Source organism: Stenotrophomonas sp. 2619 (assembly GCF_040548725.1).
Classification (GTDB): Bacteria; Pseudomonadota; Gammaproteobacteria; order Xanthomonadales; family Xanthomonadaceae; genus Stenotrophomonas; species Stenotrophomonas maltophilia_AP.
In genome coordinates this window covers 459,006-481,274 of record NZ_JBEPSF010000001.1, presented here as the reverse complement: position 1 = coordinate 481,274, position 22,269 = coordinate 459,006, and the positions used below count along the sequence as shown (strand labels likewise).

The window sequence follows — 22,269 nt, the reverse complement described above, 5'->3', positions numbered from 1 at the left end:
GATATTGCGACGCGTCATGTAAACGATTACAGCCCCTGCTAGCGTGTCCCTGCCCCGCCGTTGGGGCCTGATGACCGGGAGCGCCTCGATGCGGCTGCATGTTCAACGCTGGACTGTTCTGCCCGCGCCCCGCCATCTGGCACGCGCCCTGCTCTTCCCCGCCCTGGCGCTGGCCGCCAGCGGCCTCGCCCAGAACCTGCCGCCGCGCAGCCAGTGGCAGGCCAGCAGTTCTTCGCAGCAGGTGTCGGCGATGGCAGTCAGCCACCTGATCGACGGCGACCCGAAGACGGTCACCGGCGGCGCCTTCAGCCCGGGCCACTGGTTCCAGGTGGATCTGGGCGCCCCCGCCCAGCTGGGCGGCGCGCGGATCACCTGGGATGTCTCCAACCCGGAGGGCTACACGCTGCAGACCTCAATGGACGGCACGCAGTGGCAGCCCGCCTACACCATGCGCGATTCACTGGGCGGGATCGAAACGCTGTTCTTCGCGCCCCGCCAGGCCCGTTACCTGCGCCTGGCCAGCCCGGACAAGACCTCCGACTGGGGCGTCTCGATCTTCGAGCTGGAGCCGCTGGATACCACGGCGGCGGCACGCGTGGTCGGGCTCGATCCGAGCCAGGCGGCGTCGCTCTGGCAGGGCGGCGCCAGCGTTGCCCTGCCCGCACACGCCGGCGGCGAATCGCAGCTGGAAATCACCCTGCCGCGCCCCCAGCCCACCACCGGCCTGGCCATCGAATGGGCCGGCGGCCACGGCGCCGCCCGCCTGCAGGCCCAGGACGCCAACGGCCGCTGGCTCGACCTGGCCGTTGACCCGCAGGCCGGCAGCCGTACCCAGAGCTGGTTGGCCGGCAACGCACCGGTGACCGCGAAGGCACTTCGCCTGACCGTGGCCGGCAATGCTCCGCGGATCGCGCGGCTGCGCCTGCTCGGCCCGGCCGCGGTGATGACCCCGATGAAGCGCTACCAGGTCGCCGCCAGCGGCGCGCAACGCGCCTTGTTCCCGGCCTCGCTGCACCTGCAGCAGACCTACTGGACCGCCGTGGGCGTGCACGCCGGCCGGCAGAAATCGATCTTCGACGAGTACGGCAACCTTGAAGCGTTCAAGGGTGCGCCGCTGGTGCAGCCGATCTGGCGCAACGCCGATGGCACCACAGCCGGCGCTGCCGCAGCGCCGGTAAAACACGCACTGCGCGATGGCTGGAAACCGATGCCGTCGGCCACCTGGTCGCCGCAACCCGGGCTGGAACTGCAGAGTGAAACCTTCGCCATCACGCGTGGCGGCCAACCGGTCACGTTCGTGCGCCATCGCCTGCGCAATACCGGCACCACGCCGGTGGCGGGCACGCTGACGTTGGCGGTACGCCCGATGCAGATGAATCCGCCGTGGCAGAACGGCGGCCTGTCGCCGATCCGCAAGGTGGCCATCGAGGGCCAGGCGGTGCGCATCAACGGGCGCCCGCTGCTGCAGTCGCTGACCCCGATCGATGCCGCCGGTGCGGCACCGTTCGGCACCGAAGGCAGCAGCGAGATCACCACGGCCATCGCCACCGGCACGCTTCCGGCCGCCCAACACGCCGACGATGCCGATGGCCTGGCGGCCGCCGCGCTCGCCTACCGCGTGCAGCTTGCGCCTGGCGCGAGCCGCTCCGTGGTGCTGGCGTTCCCGCTGGGCACTGCGGCCACCGCCGCCGACGGCAGCCTGCCCGATGCACCGGCGCTGGACCTGGCCACCCTGCCCGCCGACCCCGACGCGGCCTACGACGCGCTGGCCACCGAGGTGTCGGCGGACTGGCAGGCACGGCTCGGCCAGGTCGGCCTGCGCCTGCCCGATCCGTCACTGGTGGACATGCTGCGTGCGCAGGCCGCGTACATGCTGATCAACCAGACCGGCCCGGCCATGCAGCCGGGGCCGCGCAACTACAACCGGTCCTTCATCCGCGATGGCATGGCGACCTCGGCGGTGCTGCTGCGCATGGGCGAGGCCAAGGTCGCACGCGATTACCTGGCCTGGTACAGCGCGCACGGCGTGCACGCCAACGGCCTGGTCTCGCCGATCCTCAACGACGACGGCAGCGTCAACACCGGCTTCGGCTCGGACATCGAATATGACAGCCAAGGCCAGTACGTCTCGCTGGTGGCCGATGTGGCGCGGCTGGACGGTGGCCCCGAATCGGTGCGTGCCTACCTGCCCAAGGTGAAGGCCGCGCTGCGCTTCCTGCAGGAACTGCGCGAGCGCACGCTGGTGCCGGGCTACATGGCCAGCCAACCGTCGCCGGAACGCTTCGCCGGCATCCTGGCCCCGTCGATCAGCCACGAAGGCTACCCCTCGCCCACCCACAGCTACTGGGATGACTATTGGGGCCTGAAGGGCTGGCACGACGGCGCGTGGCTGGCCGAATCGCTGGGCGACCCTGATACCGCCCGCTGGGCGCGCGAACAGTACACCGCGCTGCACGATGCGCTGGCCGCTTCGATCCGCGCCACCATGGCGTGGAAGGGCATCGACTTCATCCCCTCCTCGGCCGACCTGGGCGACGGCGACCCGACCGGTGTGTCGATCGCGCTGGACCCCACCGGCGCGCAGGACGTGCTGCCCGCCGAGGCGCTGCGCACCACCTTCGCGCGCTACTTGGACGACGTGCGCAAGCGCAACCAGCCTGGTGCGTTGTATGCCTACACGCCGTATGAGATCCGCAACGTGCTCAGCTACGTGCATCTCAACCAGCCTGACGCCGCCGACGAGCTGCTGCAGGGCCTGTTGCGCGACCGACGCCCGCTGGAATGGCAGGTGCTCGCCGAAGTCGTGCACTCGCGGCTGCGCTTCCCGCGCTACCTGGGCGACATGCCGCACACCTGGATCGGCGCGGAGTACGGGCGCACGCTGTTCGGCATGCTGATGCGCGAGGACGACGATGCATTGTCGCTGTTGCCGGGCGCTCCGCCGTCGTGGGTGGCCGGGGAAGGACTGGCCGTCGATCGCCTGCCCACTGCGTATGGCACCTTGCAGATGGAGGCGCGGCAGCAGAACGGCGTATTGCAGGTCAGCCTGGGTCGCGGACTGCACAAGGGTTCGGCGGTGAGGGTGTGGTGGCCCAGCCGCACGCGGCCGACCAGCGTGCGGGTAGATGGTCGCAGCGTGGGTGACTATGACGCGCAGGGCATCCTGTTGAAGGCGCCTTTCAGCCGGCTTGAAGCACGGTGGTGAGGTAGCCGGGCAGAGCCCGGCTCTACGGGATGCCGAGGCAGCCGGGCAGAGCCCGGCTCTGCGGGATGCCGAGGCAGCCGGGCAGAGCCCGGCTCTGCGGGGCTGCCTTACAGGTTTGGCAGCCCCGGTGGGTTGGTCTGCGACTGCGCTACCGCCTCTTCGCTCACGTTCCAGCGCTTGAGCGCCTGGGCGTAAGTGCCCGAGGCAATCTGCGTATTCAGTGCCTGGGTGATGGGTTCGGCCAAGCCGCTGCCCTTGCGCGTGGTCACCGAAATCGCCGCCGCATCGGGCCAGCCGCCCGGAAACAGGCCCACCCGACGCACCTTGCCGTCGCGCGCGGAATACGCCCCGGTGGCGTTGGGCTCGAAGGACACATCCGCGCGTCCGGTGATCACCGCCAGCCGACCCACCACCGCGTCGTCGAAGTACTGGTACTCCACCGGCTTCAGGCCCGCCGCGATGTTCTGCTGGTCCCACGCGCGCAGGATCTGGTCCTGGTTGGTACTGGCCCCCACCACCACTTTCAGCCCGGCAACATCGGCCGGCGTGGTGATCTTCTGGATCGGGCCATCGGTGCGGGTATAGATGCCCAGCAGGTCGTAGCGGTAGCTGGAGAAGTCGAACTTCTGCTTGCGCGCTTCGGTCACGGTGATGTTGGAGATCACCGCATCGTACTTGCCCGACTGCAGCCCCAGCGGCCAGTCCGGCCAGGCCACCGGTACCAGCACCAGCTTCAGGCCCAGGCCGTCGGCGATCAGCCGGGCGATGTCCGGCTCGACCCCCACGATCTGTTTGTTGTCGGCGCCGTAATCGGCCAGCGGCAGTTGCCCCGGATGCGTGGCCACGGTCAACGTGCCCGGGGTGACGAAAGTGAAGCCCGCCGGGATCAAGGCGCTCGCCTTCGGATCCGGCGTGCCTTGCAAGGCAGGCGCGGCGTCACCGGCCAGCGTGGCGCGGGCCGCAGGTGGCCCGTCGTTGCCCTGCTGGACGCGCGAGTAGACGATGCCGGCAACACCGATCACCAGCACTGCGGCAACCAGTGCGCCGCCGGTGGAGACACGTCGCTTGTGGGGGGTGTTCATGCGGATTCCCTGCAAAAAGTGAAAGGTACGGTTACAGCGTCTTGGCAAGGAACTCGGCCGTGCGCGGTTGGCGCGGCCGGTCGAACACCACCGCCGGCGGGCCCTGCTCCACCACCCGGCCCTGGTCCATCATCACCACGTGGTCGGCCACGCGGCGGGCAAAGCCCAGCTCGTGGGTAACGATCACCAAGGTGGTGCCCGAGCGCGCCAGCTCTTCGATCACGCTCAGCACTTCGGCCACCAGCTCCGGGTCCAGCGCCGAGGTCGGCTCGTCGAACAGCAGCACCTTGGGCTGCAGCGCCAACGCACGCGCAATGGCAATGCGCTGCTGCTGGCCGCCGGAGAGTTCGCGCGGATAGGCATGTGCCTTGTCGGCCAGGCCGATCCGCTCCAGCAGGTCGTACGCCTGCTTCTCGGCCTGCGCGCGGGCAATGCCGCGTACCGCGATCGGCGCCTCGACAATGTTCTCCAGCGCGGTCAGGTGCGGGAACAGGTTGAAGCTCTGGAACACCATGCCCACGTCGGCACGACGGCGGCGGATTTCGCCTTCCGGCAACTCGTACAGGGTGTCGCCCTCACGGCGGTAGCCCACCAGCTGCCCGCCCACGGTCACGAACCCTTGGTCGGCACGTTCCAGGTGGTTGATCAGGCGCAGCAGGGTGGATTTGCCGGCGCCGGACGGGCCGATCAGCACCGTGACGCTGCCTGCCTTCAGCTCCAGGTGCACGTCATCGAGCACGGTCTGGTCGCCGAACACCTTGCCCACGCCCTGCAGCGACACCGTGGCGCCGTTGCCCTGCAGGACCGGGGCGATCGACGGACGTGACCCGGTGCGGGCAGCGGTGGCCGCTGCAGGTGCACGTGGCGGCACCTTGGACACCGTGCGTTCGCGCTGCAGCTGGCCGCGCGCGAAGCGCCGCTCGATGCGGTGCTGGGCCAGCGACAGCACGGTGAGGATGACCAGGTACCAGACCGTGGCCACCATCAGCAGCGGCACCACTTCCAGGTTGCGCCGGTAGATCACCTGCACGGTGTAGAAGAGTTCCGGCAACGCCAGCACGTAGACCACCGAGGTGCTCTTGGCCAGCCCGATCACGTCGTTGAACGCGGCCGGCAGGATCGAGCGCATGGCCTGCGGCAGGATGATGCGGCGGATCTGCCGCCCGCGCGGCAGCCCGAGCGCGGCCGAGGCTTCGTACTGTCCGTGGTCCACCGAGAGAATGCCGCCGCGGATCACCTCGGCCGAGAACGCCGCCTGGTTGAGGGTCAGCCCCAGCACCGCGGCGGTGAACACGCCGATCAGCTGCGTGGTCGGGTACGAGAACAGGGTGATGCTGGTGAACGGCACGCTCAGCGCGATGGTGCTGTACAGGTAGCCCAGGTTGTTGAGCAGCAGCAACAGCACCAGCAATGGGATCGAGCGGAACAGCCACACGTAGCCCCACGACACTGCCGCCAGCAGCGGCGAGCCGGACACTCGCGCCAGCGCCAGCACGGTGCCCAGGCCGAAGCCCAGCGCCGTGCCCAGGGCCGTCAGCCACAACGTGCGGGCGAGCCCTTCCAGCACCGGGCGGGCGAAGAACCATTCGGCGAAGGTGCCCCAGCCCCAGCGCGGGTTGCCCAGCACCGACTGCAGGCCGAACAGGATCAAGGCCAACGCCAGCACGGTACCGGCCAGCTGCAGCGGATGCCGCGCTGGGACGATGCGCAGCGCAGGCGATGGCGTGGTGGGTGTAGCGATGCCCGGCAGCGTGCTGGATGGGGTGCTCATGCATGGACTCCCTGTCGCTGCGGCGGCGCGGCGCTGGCGGCCGTGTGAAGCAGCGGCAGGTGCTTTTCGAACGGCAGGTGGGCCACGGTTTCCGGGTCGGCGTGCAGGTCGAACAGCGCGCGGTAGCCATGGCCCAGATACAGCCCCACCGCTTCGGGCTGGCGGAATCCGGTGGTCAGGTACACGCGCCGGTAGCCCTGCCGCGCGGCCTGGTCCTCCAGCTCCTGCAGCACGCGTCGCGCGATGCCCTGGCGGCGCAGCCCCGGCAACGTCCAGATCCGCTTGAACTCGGCGGTGTCGGCATCGCGGTGCGGCATGAACGCCCCGCCGGAGATGGCCGCACCGTCGCGCAGGAGCAGCACGAACGCCCCCACCGGCGCGGCGAATGCCTCGGCCGGGTAGCGCTCCAGTTCTTCGCGGGCGCTGCCGCCGATACGGCCACGCACATCCGCGTAACGGCTGTCGTACTCCTGCTCCAGCCCATCGAACAGCGGCTTGGCCAGCGGGTCGTGCACCGAGGTGTACAGGAACAGGTCGCTCATGCCGCATCCTCCACCAGGTAACGCTCGGCCAGCCGCGCCCACAGGCTGGCCGCCGGCGCGATGGCTGCATCGTTGAACACGTAGCGCGGGCTGTGCAGCGGCGCACTGTCGCCATTGCCTACGAACACGAAACTGCCCGGCCGGGCCTGCAGCAGGAAGGCGAAATCCTCGCTGGCCGTGCGCGGCGCGAACCCGTGCACCACCTGCTGCGCACCGAACGCGTCCAGCGCCACCTGGCGCACGAACGCGGTCTGCTCGGGATGGTTGATCACGCTGGGAAAACCACGCGGGAACTCGACCTCGGCACGCGCACCGAAGGCGGCCGCGGTGTGTTCGGCAATCTCGGTGACGCGGCGGCGCAGCGTGTCGCGCACCTCGGGAAGGTAGGCGCGCACGGTGAGGGTCAGCTCGACCGCATCGGGAATCACGTTGGCTGCCTTGCCACCGTGGATGGAGCCCACCGTGACCACGCCCATCTGGCGCGGGTCGACATTGCGCGACACCACGCTCTGCAGCGCGGTCACGATATGGGCCGCGGCCAGGATCGGGTCGACACTGCCCTGCGGCTCGGCACCATGGCCACCCTTGCCTACCACCCGCACTTTCGCCCAATCCACCGATGCCATCGCCGGGCCATCGACGAACCCGAAGTGCCCCACCGGCACGCCGGGCCAGTTGTGCAGGCCGTAAATCGCATCCACCGGGAAGCGCTCGAACAGGCCGTCGGCGATCATCTTCGATGCGCCCGAGCCGGTTTCTTCCGCCGGCTGGAACACCAGCTGCAGGGTGCCGTCGAAGCGCCCGTGGTGGGCCAGGTAGTGCGCGGCCGCGAGCAGGATGGCGGTGTGGCCATCGTGCCCGCAGGCATGCATCAGCCCGTCGCGCTGGCTGGCATAGTCGAGCCCGGATGCCTCGTGGATCGGCAGTGCGTCGATGTCGGCGCGAAGGCCCAGGCGACGGTGGCCCTGCCCGCGCTGCAGCGTGCCCACCACGCCGGTACCGCCAACGCCAGTGGTGACCGCGTAGCCCCACTGCTGCAGCAGCTCGGCCACGCGGGCGCTGGTGCGGTGCTCCTCGAAGGCCAGCTCGGGGTGCTGGTGCAGGTCGTGGCGGATCGCAATGGCGTCTTCATTGCGCGCTGCGATGGCGGGTAGCACGCCGCCGTGCAGGGGAACGATATCAACCGGGGGCCGGTGCAGAATGGTCATCGTGATGCTCCTTCAGCCCGCCTTGCGCACGGGTGCGGTGTCGCCGGCGTGGCGGCTGGCCTTGCGCGGCAGCCCCAGGTGGTCACGCAACGTGCCGCCCTCCAACGTGCCGCGGTGGTAGCCCCGCGCCTGCAGGATCGGCAATACCTGGCCGACGAAATCGTCCAGGCCCTCACGCTGCACCGAGAAGCCCAGGATGAAGCCATCGCTGGCACCGGCCTCGAACCAGCGGATCAGCTCATCGGCCACGTGCTCGGCGGTGCCGATGAAGTTCGGTCGCGGGCTGACCGCCTGCAACGCCACCTGGCGCAGAGTCAGGCCCTGCGCGCGGGCGTCCTGCTTGATCTTGTCGGTAGTTGACCGGAAGGAGTTGGCACCGATGTCGCCCAGCGCCGGGAACGGAGCGTCCGGGTCGTACTGGGTGAAGTCGTGGTGGTCGAAGAAGCGCCCCAGGTAGGCCAGCGCATCGTCCAGCCCGGCCAGCGCGGCGATGGCCTGGTACTTGGCTTCGGCCTCTTCGGCGGTAGCGCCGACGATCGGCCCGATGCCCGGGAAAATCTTTACATCGGCGGCGCTGCGACCGTGTGCGATCGCTGCGTTCTTCACTTTCTGGGTAAACGCGCGGGTTTCTTCCAGCGACGGCGCATGGGTGAACACCGCATCGGCGTATTTGCCGGCCAGCGCAATGCCGTCGTCGGACGCGCCGGCCTGGAAGATCACCGGTTGCCCCTGCGGCGAGCGCTGGATGTTGAGTGGGCCTTCCACCTGGAAGAACCGGCCCTTGTGGTCGAGCCGGCGGAACTTCTCAGGCGCGAAGAAGGTGCCGCTGTCGCGGTCGCGCACGAAGGCATCGTCGTCCCAGGAATCCCAGAGGCCCTGCACCACCTCCAGGTACTCGTCGGCGATCTGGTAGCGCAGCGCATGTTCGGGGTGCGGGCGGCCGTAGTTGCGGCCCGAGCCTTCCAGCGGCGAGGTCACCACGTTCCAGCCCGCGCGCCCGCCGCTGATCAGGTCCAGCGAGGCGAACTGGCGTGCCACCGTATAAGGGTCGCTGTACGAGGTGGACAAGGTCCCGGCCAGGCCGATCCTGGTGGTGGCCGTGGCCAGCGCCGAGAGCAGCGTGATCGGCTCGAAGCGGTTGAGGAAATGCGGAATCGATTTTTCGTTGATGTACAGGCCATCGGCAACGAAGCCGAACGCGATGCCGTGGTCTTCGGCGGTGCGGGCCACGTCGATGTAGTACTGCAGGTTGACGCTGGCATCGGCCACGTTGGAGGGATGCTTCCAGGCGTGCATGTGACTGCCGGGGCCCTGCAGCATGATGCCGAACGGAATGGGACGCGGGGTCTTGCTCATGGCGTTCTCCTGGGGATCAGGCCACCGCCGCGCGGGGCGCGGGCGACAGCAGTTCGAGTGAGGTGAGGCGTGCGTCGAGGTCGGCCACCGGCGCATCCAGGATGAATTCGCCTACACCGAAGCGCTGGTGCAGGTCGTCCAGCGCGCGCCGCACCTGCTGTGCATCGCCGGACAGCACGCTGGGATGGGTCTCTTCGATGCGGTAGTCGGCCACGCCCACCTGCCGTGCATACTCGGCGGCCGCTTCCGGGTTGGGCAGGTTGACGGTTTGCCCCGGCCCCAGGTGCAGCTTGTAGATGCGCAAGGCGCCCAGATGGCGCGCGGCCGCCTCGGCCGTGGGTGCAGCGAAGGCCACCGTGGCCAGCAACGGGGCCTGCGAGGACACCGCGCGATAGGCGCTGAAGGCCGCCTCGATGCTGCGCGGGTCGCCATCGAAATGCGCCGCATAGACGAAGCGCCAGCCGAGCTCGGCCGCCAGGCGTGCGCTCTGTGGGCTGGCGCCGAGCAGGAAGCGCTCCGGCGGCGTGCGCGGCAGCGGTCGGGCCTGCGCGGCGGCATGCGGGTGGTCGGCGGGCAGGCTGCTGGACAGGAAGCCTTCCAGATCGTGGAGCTGCTGCTCGAACGCGCCGGCCGGCGCACGTCCGGCCGCCAGCGCCGCCGTGGAGGCCGGCAGTCCGCCAGGTGCCTTGCCGATGCCCAGGTCCACCCGGCCCGGGGCCAGGCTGGCCAGCAGGTTGAAGGTTTCGGCCACCTTGTACGGCGCGTAGTGGCGCAGCATCACCCCGCCGGTACCAACGCGGATGCGCGCGGTCTGTGCCAGCACCCAGGCCGCCAGCACTTCCGGCGCCGGGCTGGCCAGTTGCGGGGTCGCGTGGTGTTCGGCGAACCAGTACCGGTGGTAGCCCAGGTGCTCGGCATGCTGGGCCAGGCGCAGGCTGTCGCGCAGCGCCTGCTCGGGCGTACCGCCGTCGCGGATCGGGCTTTTGTCCAGCACGCTGGTCAGGTAGCTCATCATGTATTCCTTGCTCAGGGATGGGCCACGGGAATGCCCAGCAGCCCGTTCAACGCAGCCAGGATGGGTTCGGCACCGGAGATGTACTGGCGGTCGTCGTGCGCGCCAGTGGCATGCGCCGACTGCACGCCTTGCGGCAGCACCAGCTTGGGCAGCGACTGGTCCTGTTCGCCGATCTCGGCAATCACTTCGCGGCGCGGCCGGGCAAATCCGATCCGGCGCACATCCAGCTGCGCATCCAGTCCCTCGATGCTGGACAGCGCGCCTTCCAGCAGCAGGCTGTGCCGGCAGAAGAAACGCTGGCCCGGCAGTTGGCCGTCTTCGAATTCACGGTCGAGCAGGAACAGGATGGGTTTGTTCGGGGGATAAGCAGACACGGATACGTTCCTCGTCATGGCCGGCAACAGCGCGCCGTTGGAACCTTGATGCTAGAGATGCGGCCGCGTGGGCCTGCGTCGTAACTCGACAATCAGCGGTCGGATCCGGCCACGCAAATGCGCGTTGGCCATATGCAAAACGCCTGGGGTTATGGGGCCGCGCGCAACCGGGGTGCAGCGGCAGCGCCCGCCCACCCCAGCGCCGGCGCAATCTGTTCGGCCACGATCTGCAGAATCCGCCGGTAGTCGCCGGCGGGAAGTTCATAGGGCAGCTCCACGCGCAGCTCGTCCACCTGCTGCAGCACCGGATCGGCCTGCAGCAGGTCCACGATCTGCGCAGCGCTGCCCACCACGTCCGCGGCAAACACCGTACGCCGCGGCCCTTGCGGTTCCAGCGTGCGCGCGTGGCGCTGCGCGGCGAATGCGAGCAGGCGCTGGCGGGTGGCAGCGTCGGCGCCGTCCAGTGGCACCAGTACCCGACCTGCGGCAACGCGTGGCGCGGTCCCCTCAGCCAGGCCGCTGCGATACACCGCCAGGTGCTCGCATTGGGTGGACACGAAGTCCGCATGGGTTTCAGCGCGCGCCACGTTGCCCAGCAGCAGGTGCAGCCCCTGCCCCGCCGCCCAGCGCGCCGACGGCAGCGAACCGGCGCCATACCAGAGCCGACGTGCAAGCCCGGGCGCATGCGGTTGCAGGCGCGGACGGTACTGCGACACCGCATTGCCCACCTGGGTATCCGCGTTACCCAATGGATGGCCGTGCAGCGCCTCGATCAAGCGCCCCACCCGCGCGTGCGAAAAGTCGATGCGCGCCGGATCGCCATCGAACAGCAGGTGGCCCACCAGGTCTGCAAACGGCGGCGGTCCGGCGCTCACACCCACCTGCAGGCGGCCGCCGGCCAACACGTCCAGCAGTGACAGATCCTCAGCCAGGCGGAACGGCGTTTCGTAGCCCATCTGGATCACCGCCGTGCCCAGTTCGATGCGCCGGGTGTGCTGGCTGGCCGCCGCCAGGAACACCGCCGCCGAGCTGATGCCCGGCTCCAGGTGGCGATGCCGCACCCACGCGCCGTCGTACCCCAGCGTTTCGGCAAAGGCGATCAGCGCCAACGCATCGTCCAGGCCGCTACGCGGATCGTCGGGCCGGTAGCTGCCGGGGGTGAGGAAGGCCAGGTGCCGCAGCTGCATGCGCCGACGCCTAGGCGATGCGGCGCAAGGGCACCGGCACCGCGGCGGGCGACAGGTGGGCCGCGGCACGCTCGGCAGCCAGCACGATCCGTGCCTGCAACGCGGCACTGCTGACCTGGTCGCCACTGAAATCGGCCGGCGTGGCGTACACACCGATCGGCAGCGTGTGCGCCTGCAGGAAGCTGAACAACGGGCGCAGCTGATGGTCGATCACCAGCGCGTGCCGCTCACTGCCGCCGGTGGCCGCCAGCAGCACCGGCACATCCACCAGCGCCTCCAGTCCGATGAAGTCCACCAGGTGCTTGAACAGGCCGGGGTAGGAGCCGCGGTACACCGGTGCAGCGGCAATCAGCAGGTCGGCCGCCTCGATCCGTTGCAGCGCCTGCTCGATGCGCGGCTCCACTTCCTCGCGGGTGAGCGCCTGCCCCAGCGAGCGCGCGATGGGCGCCAGTTCCACCAGCTGCACATCGATATGCAACCGATGACGCAGCTGGTCCAGCAGCTGCCGTACCAGCAACAGCGTGCGTGAGTTGGCCGAGCTGGTCGGCGAACCGATCAGCGCGACCACGTTCAATGCAGATGACATCGCCATGCTCCCTGTAGAGCCGACCGTTGGTCGGCTGCGTTTGCTCAGAACCGGTAGTTGATGCGCCCGTACCAGAACGCGCCGATGGTGCTAAGCACATCGCCGGTGTCCCACGTGGTTTCGATGCTGGCCACGTCGGTGGCGCTGCGGGCGTACTCGGGCACCTTGCGGGTGCGCTTGTCGAACACGTTGTTGATGCCCAGCGCCGCGCTCCAGCCACCGCCCAGCTCGGCGCTGCCGGACAGGTTGGTGACCAGCACCGGCGGCTGCTTGTACTCCACCCCGTTGTTGAGGCGCTTGATCGGCCCGTAGTAGGTGAAATCCACGTTCGAGCGCCAGCGCCCGTGTTGCCAGCCCAGCCCGGCCACCTGCGTGTAGGACGGCGTGCGGAAACGCAGCGCGTACTCGCTCGACTTCGTCAGCAGGTTGATGTTGGGCAGCCCCTGCAGCACCGCGGGGATGTCGCGCACTTTCTGGATGGTGGTGCGGCCCACGTTGGCGGCGTAGCTCCAGCGCAGCTTGCCCCAGGCGGTTTCCTGGTTGGCTTCCAGCGTCAGCTCCAGGCCCCGCGTGCGGGTGTCGCCCACGTTGGTGAAGTAGCTGGCGTAGAAGGCATCGCCCGGCAGGATGCTGATGCCCGCCGTGCCCAGCAACGCATCGATCGTGCTCTTCTGCGCCGCGCTCAGCACCGTGCCGCTGTTGTCGGTGATGCGCGCCGGGTCCTGCGCGTTGTAGCCGATCTGGCTGGACTGGCCGAGCTGGCCGCGGATGTCGATCTGGTAGGCATCCAGCGCCAGGTGGAACGCCGCGCTCGGGTCCCAGGTCACGCCCAGGCTGTAGTTGTCGGCTTTCTCCGGTTGCAGCGGTGTTGCCCCCAGCGCCAGCGCGGCCGGCGAGGACACCTGCGCCACCAGCGTGGTGCCGCACGGGCAGCTGCCGGTGGCCTGGTAGTACTGCGCGCCCAGGCTGGGGGCGTGGAAGCCGTTGCTCACCGTGGCGCGTACGCCGAACGCATCGGTCACATCAAAGCGCGTGGTCAGCCGCCCGGTCGATACGCTGCCAAAATCGGAGTGGTCCTCCCACCGCGCCGCGGCATCCAGGTACCAGCGCGAAGTCACGTTCGTCGCCGCACCCACGTACACCGCCTTGCTGTTGCGCGTGGCCTCCACCGCATCGGCGGTGGAGTAGCCGACGAAGGCGGCGGCACCGAAGCCGGTGTACGACTCCCACTGCCCGGCCCCGCGCTCGTAGCGCTCGTGCTGGTATTCGGCACCCGCACTCACCTCCAGCGGCGAGGCGAACGCGCCCACCTCGAAGCCGCGGCGCAGGTCCAGGTTGGCGATGCCCTGCTGGTAGTCCAGCTTGCCGTCATAGAAATCGGTGGGCGCACCGGGATAGGTCAGCGAGAAGTTGGCCGAGTGGCGCGTATAGGTGCGCACGGTGTTGCGGTTGCCGGTAAGGCTGCCGTCGATGTCCCAGCCACCCCAATGCCCCTTGACCCCGGCGGTGCCGGTGTACTGCTTCTCCTTGGTTTCCAGTACCGGCAGGAAACCGTCGGGCCACACGTTCAGCACGCTCGGTGCCTTGTAGGTGCCGAAGATCGTCGCCGGCAGGCGGAAGTTCTGGATGGCCTGCGCGGTGCGGTCGCTGGCCGTCGCGGTGGCGTAGAACTGCGCGTTCTCGCCCAGACCATGGCCCGCATTCACCACCAGCGCGGTGAGCGCATAGGACGGCGAACTGAGGATCGTGTTGGCTTCCGGATCACGCGATGCCTCGGCCGGGTTCGGCGTCGTGCCCGCAGGCAAGCGGTTGTTGGGGCGAAGCGCCACCAGGTTGCCGCTGGCGTCCACCGCCGGGTAGCTCAGGTAGGCATCGATGTAGCGTCGCGTGCGGATCGCATGGTGCTGGCGGGTGTTCTCGCCGGACAGGCTGACAAACCCGTCTTGCCCCCACGGCAGCCCGATGTTGGCGCGCACGCTGGTGCGGGTGCCATCGCCATCGATGCTCTGCCCGCTTTCCACCGACACATCGCCGCCGTGTGCGTTCGACTTCAGGATCACGTTGATCACCCCGGTGATCGCGTCGGAGCCATACAGCGCCGATGCGCCATCGCGCAGCACTTCGATATGGTCGATGGCCGCGACCGGAATCAACGCGAGGTCGGTCCAGGCGTGGCCCGGGTAGCCGCCGCCGTTGGCGCCGCTGACATAGGCACTGGCATTGCGGCGTTTGCCGTTGACCAGCACCAGCGTGTACCCCGGCGACAGGTTGCGCAGCTGGTAGCCCCTGATCAGGCTTTCCTGGTCGCTCTGGTAGCCACCGATCTGGCTCAGCGACGGCAGGCTGCGCTGCAATGCCTCCAGCAGGTTGGCCTGCCCGGTGGACGCCAGGTCTTCGGCCGAAATCACATCGATGGGCGTGGAGCTGTTCTTGACCGTGCGGTTGCTGGTGCGCGAGCCGGTGACCACCACGGCATCCAGCGTGGAGGCGGCGGCGGTACCGGAGGCCACCACCGTCTCGGGCGGCGCATCCGGCCCCGCCGCGTGGGCGGCGCCTGCACCCAGTGCAAGCGCGATCAGGACAGACAGGGAAGACAGGGGCGGCACGCGTGCCGCAGGCAGGGAGCGGGAGGCAGGAGGCATGGGGACTCTTGAAGGAAGGAGGACGGTCAGGTCCGCGACGTTGCGTCGCAGGGCATCAGCTGGCGTTGGGCGCAGCGCACCGGCAACATCGCGACAGAGAGGGCAAGGACATCTCGGGGCCTGATCGAGAACAGGCCTCCATTCAAGGGCCTGCACGCCGCGCGCAACAGTCGTTCACGCGCCACCCACCCGCAACATCGCGCCACGCACATGCCCGTTCGGCATGACCTTAGACGCCGACCCCGCGCACACGCCGCGCGTGGATGCCCCATCGCCGGGCATCGATGCGCGACCCCGGTGGCCATATATCCCGATGGCATGTCCTCATTCGCGCCCCGCCCTGCGTGGCAGCGCCTACCCCGCTAGCATCAAACGATGCTCTCCCCTCATGACCCGCACACACCGCCCACCGTCGCCATTGCGGCCTGCCACGGCCAGGGTCTGTTCGAATTCGGCTGTGCCGTCGGCCTGTTCGCGCCCATCCGCCCCGAGCTGGACGTGGCCTGGTACACCACCCAGGTGTGCGCCGCCGAACCCGGACCCCTGCGCATGCTCGGCGGCACCCACGTGCAGCTGCCTTACGGCCTGGAGGCGCTGGACCACGCCGACACCATCGTGGTGCCCGGCTGGCGTGACCCGGCCGAGCGCCCACCGCAGCCATTGCTGGATGCGCTCATCCGCGCCCACCAACGCGGTGCACGCATCACCTCGATCTGTTCGGGTGCCTTCGTGTTGGCGTGGGCCGGCCTGCTCGACGGCCGCAGCGCCACCACCCACTGGCGGCTCACCGACACCCTCGCCCGCGAGTTCCCCAACGTGCGGGTGCGCGAGAACGCGCTGTACGTCGACGAGGGCAGCATCATCACTTCGGCCGGTTCGGCCACCGGCATGGACATGATGCTGCACCTGGTGCGCAAGGATTACGGCGCGCGCGTGGCCAACCTGGTGGCCGAGCGGCTGGTGCTGGCACCGTGGCGGGACGCCGAGCGCAGCCAGCGTGTGGTGCGCTCGATACCGGTGGGTGAACCCACCCGGCTTGCCCGGCTGATGGAATGGCTGCGCCGCAACCTGCGCGAGGAACACTCGCTCAAGAGCCTGTCCGAGCAGGCCGCACTCAGCCAGCGCACGCTGCAGCGGCAGTTCCTCGACGCGACCGGGTTGTCACCGATCGACTGGCTGATCCGCGAACGCGTGGCTTACGCGCGCGAACTGCTGGAAACCACCGACCGCCCGCTGCACTGGGTAGCCGAACAGGCCGGGTTTGGATCGCAGGAATCGTTCCGGCGCCATTTCCGCGGGCAGACCGCGCTCAGCCCGGCGACCTATCGCGACCGGCACCGGGAAGCCGCCACGGCACGCGGGCCTGGCTGCTGACCGGCGACTGCCTCATCCGGCACGCTGCAACTGGCCTGTACCGCGTGACTTTGCCCGGATATGCCAGCACTGCAGCGCAAACCCGATCACGAACAGCACCAGCCACACCAGCAGCGTGCCCTGCACCACCGGCGCCAATGGCGCCTGCGCCAGCGGGTGTGCGGGAGGCAGGCGGGTCAGCGTTTCATTGGTGCCCGGCACCAGCGACAGCAGGAACGTGAAAGACAGCGCAAAGGTGGCCAGGTAGGGCCTGAGCCGGCCCAGGAAGCCCAGCCGGGGCACCAGCACCCCAACGAAGGCGATCAGCAGGATGACGACGCCGAAGGCGTGCCCTGGATTGAGGCCGCCCGTGCTGGAGACGGTGAACGAGCTGACTACCGACAGCACCAGTCCCAGCAGATACACCTTGCCCGAGCGCGTGGCCGGGTCGATGGCGCGATGCCGGATGAAGCCGTAGATGCCAGCGACCAGGGGAACCAGGCTGAGCGCGGTATGGATGACGCCGAGGTGCGAAAGTGGATGACTCATGGAAAGCCTCAGGAGGTAGGTGGCTAAGTGCTGCCGGGTGATCGGGAACATCGCAGGAACGCGGACCTACTAGTTGGTAGGTACACGAGGCAAATAAAAGGGAACGACACGAAATGCGTCGTTCCCCGCTAAAAAATCAGGCTGTCTTGACCAGCCGGGCTATCGAAAGCTGGCCCAGAGTATGGAAGGTATGCGGATCGCCGAAGCCACGCGCGGCCAGCATCGCCCCATGCACCGAGGCCATGAAGGCCCGGGCCTCGTCGGCAGCCTGTCCCTGCAGGCGAAGCTGCCCAGTGGCGGCCCCCTTCTGCAGCACGGCGGTCAGCCAGGAGGTGAGGTCATCGAAGTGCCCCCGCACCTCCTCCACGATCTGCGCCGGCAGCAGCGGCAGCTCGGCGGCAAGCATGGCGCAGATGCAGAACGAGGAGGTGCCGCCGCGGATGCAGGTGGACCAATAATCCACATACGCGTTGAGCTCTTTCAGCGGGTCGTCCAGCTGGCGGTCCAGCACGGCCAGCCCCTCGCGCGCCTCGGCGCGATACAGCGCCACCACCACCTGCACCAGCTCGGCCTTGCTGGGAAAATGATGGTGGATGCTGGCCTTGCTGATGTTGACCCGCACGGCGATGTCGGCGTAGCTGAAACCGTTGTAGCCGCCCGTCTCCAGCAGGGTGCGGGCGTGGCTGACGATTTCGGCAGCTTTGGGGGAGAGTGCCTCTTTCATGGACACACCCTACTAGTAGGTAGGCTCAACGTCAACTGGCACCCGAGCGTAGAACCAGGCACCCGCCGACCACACGGTTACGGCGCCAACAATGCCCGATGTGCCGCGCTGCGCGGGAGGTGCCCCATTGGCATGGCCGCCCACGCGGCAACGCGGTCGCATGCGATAAGAGCACCTCTCGACGCCCTTGTACGTTCACCGAATTACCCGATCACCCGCCAACATCGAGAAAAAGCGTCTGTCGCTAACGACGCCGCTCATACTCGCGCTCAGGCATGGGCGTGACGATAAAGGAGCGCATCACGCTTGCGGCCAGTTCGCGCAGCTGCGCATCTGCGACGCGATCCGAGCTGACCCACCGCATGCCGATGTATCCATCGGCGCGCTGTTCCGCACGCGGGTACGGATCGCCCCAGATGCAACTCTCAAAGCGATCTTCGTTGAACTCAAACTGCCTGCAGCCGATCAATACCGAATCACGGCTCTTTTCGGGGCCGCTCTGAAGCATCCGATCCGTCAAGTTGCGAGTTTTCGGGGCTGAGAGCTTTTCCAGCCAGCCAAGCTGACTGGCACTGTCTGTCTCCATCTTCCTGGCCTGGAACGAATCGATGTTGCCATCGGTGCAGACCACCCACCCTTCATAGCTGGATGCCTGCGGAGCCACCATCCGCCATTGGTTGGGACCGGTAGGCTCGAGTGTCCATCCCTTCGGGATGTCAAGTTGGAAATTGGGGCACACCACACGCCCCTCGGGTACCAGCCGCGTAGCTGTCGCCGGTACATCCACCTGGGCGGCACAGCCCGCCGACGCCAGTCCCAGTACGGCAACCACAAGTGTGCGCAGGAGCCTAGCCATTGAAAACCGGCGACCAACGTGAGTGCCTGCGCCTTCCGCGCGGGCATGTCCGACGACATGGGTGGTCTTGGGGTGCTGCAGTACAACGATACTCATGTCCGCCTCCGTGCCATATCGATGCGGCCGTTTGATACAGCCTGTCCTCGAGCCCAGTTTACGTGCACGTCGCGCGGATGCCGGCGATGCGGGGTTGTGCATCTCGCACTCCCGCGCTCCCTAGGTCATTGCGCCCTTTGTGGGGCGGAACCCATCGCTGTTGAGCTCCCCGAGCCGGAACAGGTCGCCCGAATCGAAGCCCACGACCACGCCCACCGGCTCCACCGCACCCAGCAGCTGATGGATGCTTCCATCCAGCGAAGCGCGGAGCAGCAACGTTGCGAACGACAACGCAAACACTATGTGGCCGGGCGTGCCCAGTCCGGTAACCTCGTCCTCGTTGCAGATCACGCCGGCCGCTTTCAAGGTCGCCGAGCCGAGGTAGGCCTTGTCGGGATAGTGGCTGGGGTTGCGCCACAACCATTCGCAGGCCTTGTCCTCCGGTTCGTAGTGACTCAACAGACCGAAATACAGGTCCGCGAATTCCACCCCGTCGCGGGTGGCACGTTCGCCAAGCCCGAAGTAGATCGCGCGCACCGGGAAGGGGCACGGTGCCCGCCGCAGCACGCGGGTGAGCCACTTGCCCATGCCGGCACTCTCAATCGAACAATCAAGTTTCGCCAGCGCCGCCCAGCACGGGTGCGGGATGCGCTGGTCGCCCCAGGCCAACAGCGTCTGCATGGACTGGCCGACGTCCGTCGAGGCGCGCACTTCAGCAGCCAACAGGCGGTAGAAGGCGCGGTAATCCAGCTCTGACATCGTGCTTCCTTGCGGGTACGGGTGGAACTGCGAACTGTAGCGCCTGACGGCGGAATTCGATAAGGCGGCATCGTCACCCAAGCCGGTTCGGCCACCGGAATGGGCATGAAGCTGCGCCTGATGCGTGGATTCCGACGCGCGGGTAGCAAACCCGATGGTGCTGCCGATGCTGTAGCCGCGGCACAACCGGCCAGTCAGCGGGCTGTCCAGCCACCATCCATCGGAAGTGCCGTGCCGGTAATCTGAGCAGCGGCGTCCGAGGCCAGGAAGACCACCATTTCCCCGAGCTGCTCGGGCGTCACAAACTGCAGCGAGGGCTGTTTTTCGGCCAGCAGTGCGCGCGCGGCGGACTCCTTGTCCGTTCCCTCCCGTTCCGCCAACGCGGTGATCTGCTGCTCGACCAGCGACGTTCGCACCCAACCGGGGCAGATGGCATTGGCCGTGATACCCGTGCCCGCGTTCTCCAGTGCCGTCACTTTGGTGAATCCCACCACGCCATGTTTCGCGGCCACATAAGCAGACTTGTTCACCGACGCAACCAGTCCATGCACCGACGCGATGTTGACCACGCGGCCGGATCCTTGCTGCTTCATGTAGGGCAAGGCAGCCGCCGTTGCATGGAACACCGCCGATAGATTCAGCGCGAGGATCGCATCCCACTTCTCGACAGGAAATTCCTCGATCGACGCGGTGTGCTGGATGCCCGCATTGTTCACCAGAATGTCGATGCGCCCCATCTTCTCGACGGCATGGACGATCATTTCCCGCACCGCCTCACCACGGGAAAGGTCGGCGCCATCATGCGCCACCCGTACGCCAAACTCGGTCGCCAGGCGGGAACGGATGCGTTCGATCTCCGCCGCATCGCCAAAACCATTCAGCACGATGTCAGCGCCTTGCCGCGCGAGCGCAGTAGCAATGCCAAGACCGATACCGCTGGTGGAGCCAGTAACCACCGCGACTTTTCCAGTGAACATGGGCGAGATTCCATCGGGCGTAGGTGCTCAGTGTAGCGGCCGGGAAGCCCATCAGCGTATGTCGCCAGCGTGGCCTGAATGGCTCCACGCCATGCGTGAATGCCCTTAGCTAACCCGACGTCAGTCCCCTTCTACGGAGATTTCCTGGGATTTTAGCTCGCTGAGACATCACCGTGTGGCACCGACCAGTTCGATTGGGCATTGCTTCGCAGAAAGGGCGCCGAACCCGCCACTGTACGTGGACCGAGCTACTGACGACACCGATGGTGGCGGCCACATCGGTCTAGAGCTAGGCACTGTGTACCGCAACCTCAGATGTGAGGTCACATTCTAAGTCCAGGAACGCATCCTGCCGGCCTACGACGCCGAGCTGACCAAGCCGGTCGCCACGCACCTGGAAGAAGTCCGGCGTGAAGCTGCTGACCGGCCACAGCGTGCTCGGCCTGGCCGACAACGGCCAGCTGCGCGTGCGTGACAAGGACGGTAACGAAATCGCGCTGGACGCCGACCAGATCCTGGTCGCGGTGGGTCGCCGCCCGAAGACCGACGGCTTCAATCTCGAATCGCTGCAGCTGGATCTGACCGGCAAGGCGATCAAGATCGACGACCAGTGCAAGACCCCGATGCGCAACGTGTGGGCCATCGGCGATGTCGCCGGTGAGCCGATGCTCGCGCACCGGGCGATGGCGCAGGGCGAACTGGTGGCCGAGATCGTCAGCGGCAAGAAGCGCCATTTCGTGCCGGCCGCGATTCCGGCGGTGTGCTTCACCGACCCGGAAATCGTGGTGGTCGGGCTGTCACCGGACGAAGCCAAGGCACAGGGCATCGAGACCAAGGTCGCACTGGTCCGGTTCGCGGCCAATGGCCGTGCGATGTCGCTGGAATCCACCGATGGCTTCGTCCGCGTCGTAGCACGCAGCAGCGACCACCGCATCCTCGGCTGGCAGGCCGTGGGCGTGCAGGTGTCGGAACTGTCGATCGCCTTCGTGCAGTCGATTGAGATGGGCACCATGCTGGAAGACATCGCCGGGACCATCCATCCCCACCCGACGCTGGGTGAGGCGGTGCAGGAAGCGGCGCTGCGTACGCTGGGGCATGCGTTGCATATCTGATTTGGTGCGTCTCTGATGGACAACGAACGGCCCGCACTGCGGGCCGTTTGTTTTTTGGAGGAATGCGGGGTGCGGATTCGCCTGCACATGCCACCGTGATCGGCCGGCTTGGCGGATTGTAGGGCTTCGAAAGTACGGTTATACCGCGTTACAGACTAAGAGCTGTTGCGACGTATGATGAGCGCTATTCGCTAGTGGTGCGCGCCATCGCTTCTTATTTAATCGCAAAAAAGCAGCGGCACTGTGTGGGAACGGCTCGACACGCCGCGCGTTGCTTGAGTGGCGCATATAACAATAGCTTCCCGCTCTCGGATCCCGCGATTGCTTCGCGCAATTCAATTCGCATTCAGAGCGACGGCGTAAACACCATGGCGCGCCACTGACAACGAGTGGCTCCGGGTCTTCAAACCCGTTGGATGCATGCACAAGTTGTTTACGCTTGCCTGTCGGCACTGTTCTCCTTAACCAGTGCCAGCGGGGAAATCCGTCGGCCTCCGTGGCGGGCGGTGCGTGGGAGTCTTCAGACTCACCGGCCAATTGCGCTGCATTAACCGGTTTGCAGCCACGCATCGTCCACCACCCGCCTACGCGGTGGCGCTGTTAAGCACAACCACGGAAGCCGACATGGCCAAGCCGCATATTCTCTCTGCCCTAGCCGCTGATTCAACCAACAGCGATGGCATCCCTCGCCCCGATCTCAGCCTGTTCGCGGAAGCGCTTGAACGCCTGCGCCTTGACGAGAACACCGATGGCCAGCCCTGGCCAGGCGCATGGCGCTGGCACGAGTCGACCGTGCCGCCGTCGGCTTGCTGACCGTGGTGCAGATGATGCATGCCTCAGAACGCTGCCGGGCAGCTGGGCAACCAAAGCAGCAT

General features: G+C 67.5%; 19 protein-coding genes. 4 read left to right on the top strand and 15 right to left on the bottom strand.

From position 1 onward, the window contains the following. Positions 1-88: 88 nt before the first annotated feature. Positions 89-3,205, top strand: coding sequence for a discoidin domain-containing protein (locus ABIA71_RS02240; RefSeq protein WP_354282733.1), 3,117 nt, complete (start codon positions 89-91; stop codon positions 3,203-3,205). Between the two features lie 107 nt (positions 3,206-3,312). Here ABIA71_RS02240 and ABIA71_RS02235 read toward each other — a convergent pair whose 3' ends face one another. The 10 genes from ABIA71_RS02235 to ABIA71_RS02190 form a co-directional block, all read right to left on the bottom strand. Next, the gene (locus ABIA71_RS02235) at positions 3,313-4,287 is read right to left on the bottom strand and encodes an ABC transporter substrate-binding protein (protein ID WP_354282731.1); all 975 of its coding nucleotides are present in this window, start codon (positions 4,285-4,287) and stop codon (positions 3,313-3,315) included. Between the two features lie 31 nt (positions 4,288-4,318). Continuing rightward, the gene (locus ABIA71_RS02230; RefSeq protein ID WP_354282729.1) at positions 4,319-6,058 is read right to left on the bottom strand and encodes an amino acid ABC transporter permease/ATP-binding protein; all 1,740 of its coding nucleotides are present in this window, start codon (positions 6,056-6,058) and stop codon (positions 4,319-4,321) included. After that, positions 6,055-6,600: a GNAT family N-acetyltransferase gene (locus ABIA71_RS02225; RefSeq protein ID WP_354282727.1), complete on the bottom strand. Its 546-nt coding sequence runs from the start codon at positions 6,598-6,600 to the stop codon at positions 6,055-6,057. Before ABIA71_RS02225 ends, ABIA71_RS02230 begins: the two co-directional genes overlap by 4 nt. Beyond that, positions 6,597-7,808: a M20 aminoacylase family protein gene (locus ABIA71_RS02220; protein WP_354282725.1), complete on the bottom strand. Its 1,212-nt coding sequence runs from the start codon at positions 7,806-7,808 to the stop codon at positions 6,597-6,599. The genes ABIA71_RS02225 and ABIA71_RS02220 overlap by 4 nt, the downstream gene beginning before the upstream one ends. A 12-nt stretch (positions 7,809-7,820) precedes the next feature. Beyond that, positions 7,821-9,164, bottom strand: a complete 1,344-nt coding sequence (locus ABIA71_RS02215; protein ID WP_354282723.1) for an LLM class flavin-dependent oxidoreductase — start codon at positions 9,162-9,164, stop codon at positions 7,821-7,823. Between the two features lie 16 nt (positions 9,165-9,180). Continuing rightward, positions 9,181-10,176 (bottom strand): MsnO8 family LLM class oxidoreductase, encoded by a 996-nt coding sequence (locus ABIA71_RS02210; protein ID WP_354282721.1) that lies wholly within the window; start codon positions 10,174-10,176, stop codon positions 9,181-9,183. Between the two features lie 14 nt (positions 10,177-10,190). Then, entirely contained in the window at positions 10,191-10,553 is a 363-nt protein-coding gene (locus ABIA71_RS02205; protein WP_354282719.1) for a DUF3088 family protein, read from the bottom strand. A gap of 149 nt (positions 10,554-10,702) precedes the next feature. Next, entirely contained in the window at positions 10,703-11,740 is a 1,038-nt protein-coding gene (locus ABIA71_RS02200; protein WP_354282717.1) for an LLM class flavin-dependent oxidoreductase, read from the bottom strand. Positions 11,741-11,750: 10 nt separating this feature from the next. Further along, positions 11,751-12,326, bottom strand: a complete 576-nt coding sequence (gene msuE / locus ABIA71_RS02195; protein ID WP_354282715.1) for an FMN reductase — start codon at positions 12,324-12,326, stop codon at positions 11,751-11,753. 44 nt (positions 12,327-12,370) lie between these two features. Further along, the gene (locus ABIA71_RS02190) at positions 12,371-14,947 is read right to left on the bottom strand and encodes a TonB-dependent receptor plug domain-containing protein (protein WP_354282915.1); all 2,577 of its coding nucleotides are present in this window, start codon (positions 14,945-14,947) and stop codon (positions 12,371-12,373) included. Positions 14,948-15,343: 396 nt separating this feature from the next. Here ABIA71_RS02190 and ftrA point away from each other — a divergent pair, with 396 nt between their 5' ends. After that, positions 15,344-16,342, top strand: coding sequence for a transcriptional regulator FtrA (gene ftrA / locus ABIA71_RS02185; protein WP_128095290.1), 999 nt, complete (start codon positions 15,344-15,346; stop codon positions 16,340-16,342). A 12-nt stretch (positions 16,343-16,354) separates the two neighbouring features. Here the strand turns inward: ftrA and ABIA71_RS02180 are convergent, their stop codons facing one another. The 5 genes from ABIA71_RS02180 to ABIA71_RS02160 all read right to left on the bottom strand — a co-directional run bounded on the left by ABIA71_RS02180 (position 16,355) and on the right by ABIA71_RS02160 (position 20,282). Continuing rightward, a complete protein-coding gene (locus tag ABIA71_RS02180; RefSeq protein ID WP_354282913.1) occupies positions 16,355-16,870 on the bottom strand; it encodes a hypothetical protein in 516 nt (171 codons plus the stop codon). 136 nt (positions 16,871-17,006) lie between these two features. Continuing rightward, positions 17,007-17,594: a TetR/AcrR family transcriptional regulator gene (locus ABIA71_RS02175; RefSeq protein WP_354282713.1), complete on the bottom strand. Its 588-nt coding sequence runs from the start codon at positions 17,592-17,594 to the stop codon at positions 17,007-17,009. A 244-nt stretch (positions 17,595-17,838) separates the two neighbouring features. Next, entirely contained in the window at positions 17,839-18,546 is a 708-nt protein-coding gene (locus ABIA71_RS02170) for a hypothetical protein (protein WP_354282711.1), read from the bottom strand. 120 nt (positions 18,547-18,666) lie between these two features. Then, the gene (locus ABIA71_RS02165) at positions 18,667-19,305 is read right to left on the bottom strand and encodes a hypothetical protein (protein ID WP_354282709.1); all 639 of its coding nucleotides are present in this window, start codon (positions 19,303-19,305) and stop codon (positions 18,667-18,669) included. Positions 19,306-19,499: 194 nt separating this feature from the next. Next, positions 19,500-20,282 (bottom strand): 3-hydroxybutyrate dehydrogenase, encoded by a 783-nt coding sequence (locus tag ABIA71_RS02160; protein WP_354282707.1) that lies wholly within the window; start codon positions 20,280-20,282, stop codon positions 19,500-19,502. A gap of 410 nt (positions 20,283-20,692) precedes the next feature. Between ABIA71_RS02160 and ABIA71_RS02155 the strand changes: the two genes are divergently transcribed. Both ABIA71_RS02155 and ABIA71_RS02150 read left to right on the top strand, forming a co-directional pair. Next, complete coding sequence (locus tag ABIA71_RS02155) at positions 20,693-21,394, top strand: oxidoreductase dimerization domain-containing protein (RefSeq protein WP_354282705.1); 702 nt, start codon at positions 20,693-20,695, stop codon at positions 21,392-21,394. Between the two features lie 624 nt (positions 21,395-22,018). After that, the gene (locus ABIA71_RS02150) at positions 22,019-22,207 is read left to right on the top strand and encodes a hypothetical protein (protein WP_354282703.1); all 189 of its coding nucleotides are present in this window, start codon (positions 22,019-22,021) and stop codon (positions 22,205-22,207) included. Positions 22,208-22,269: the final 62 nt, after the last annotated feature.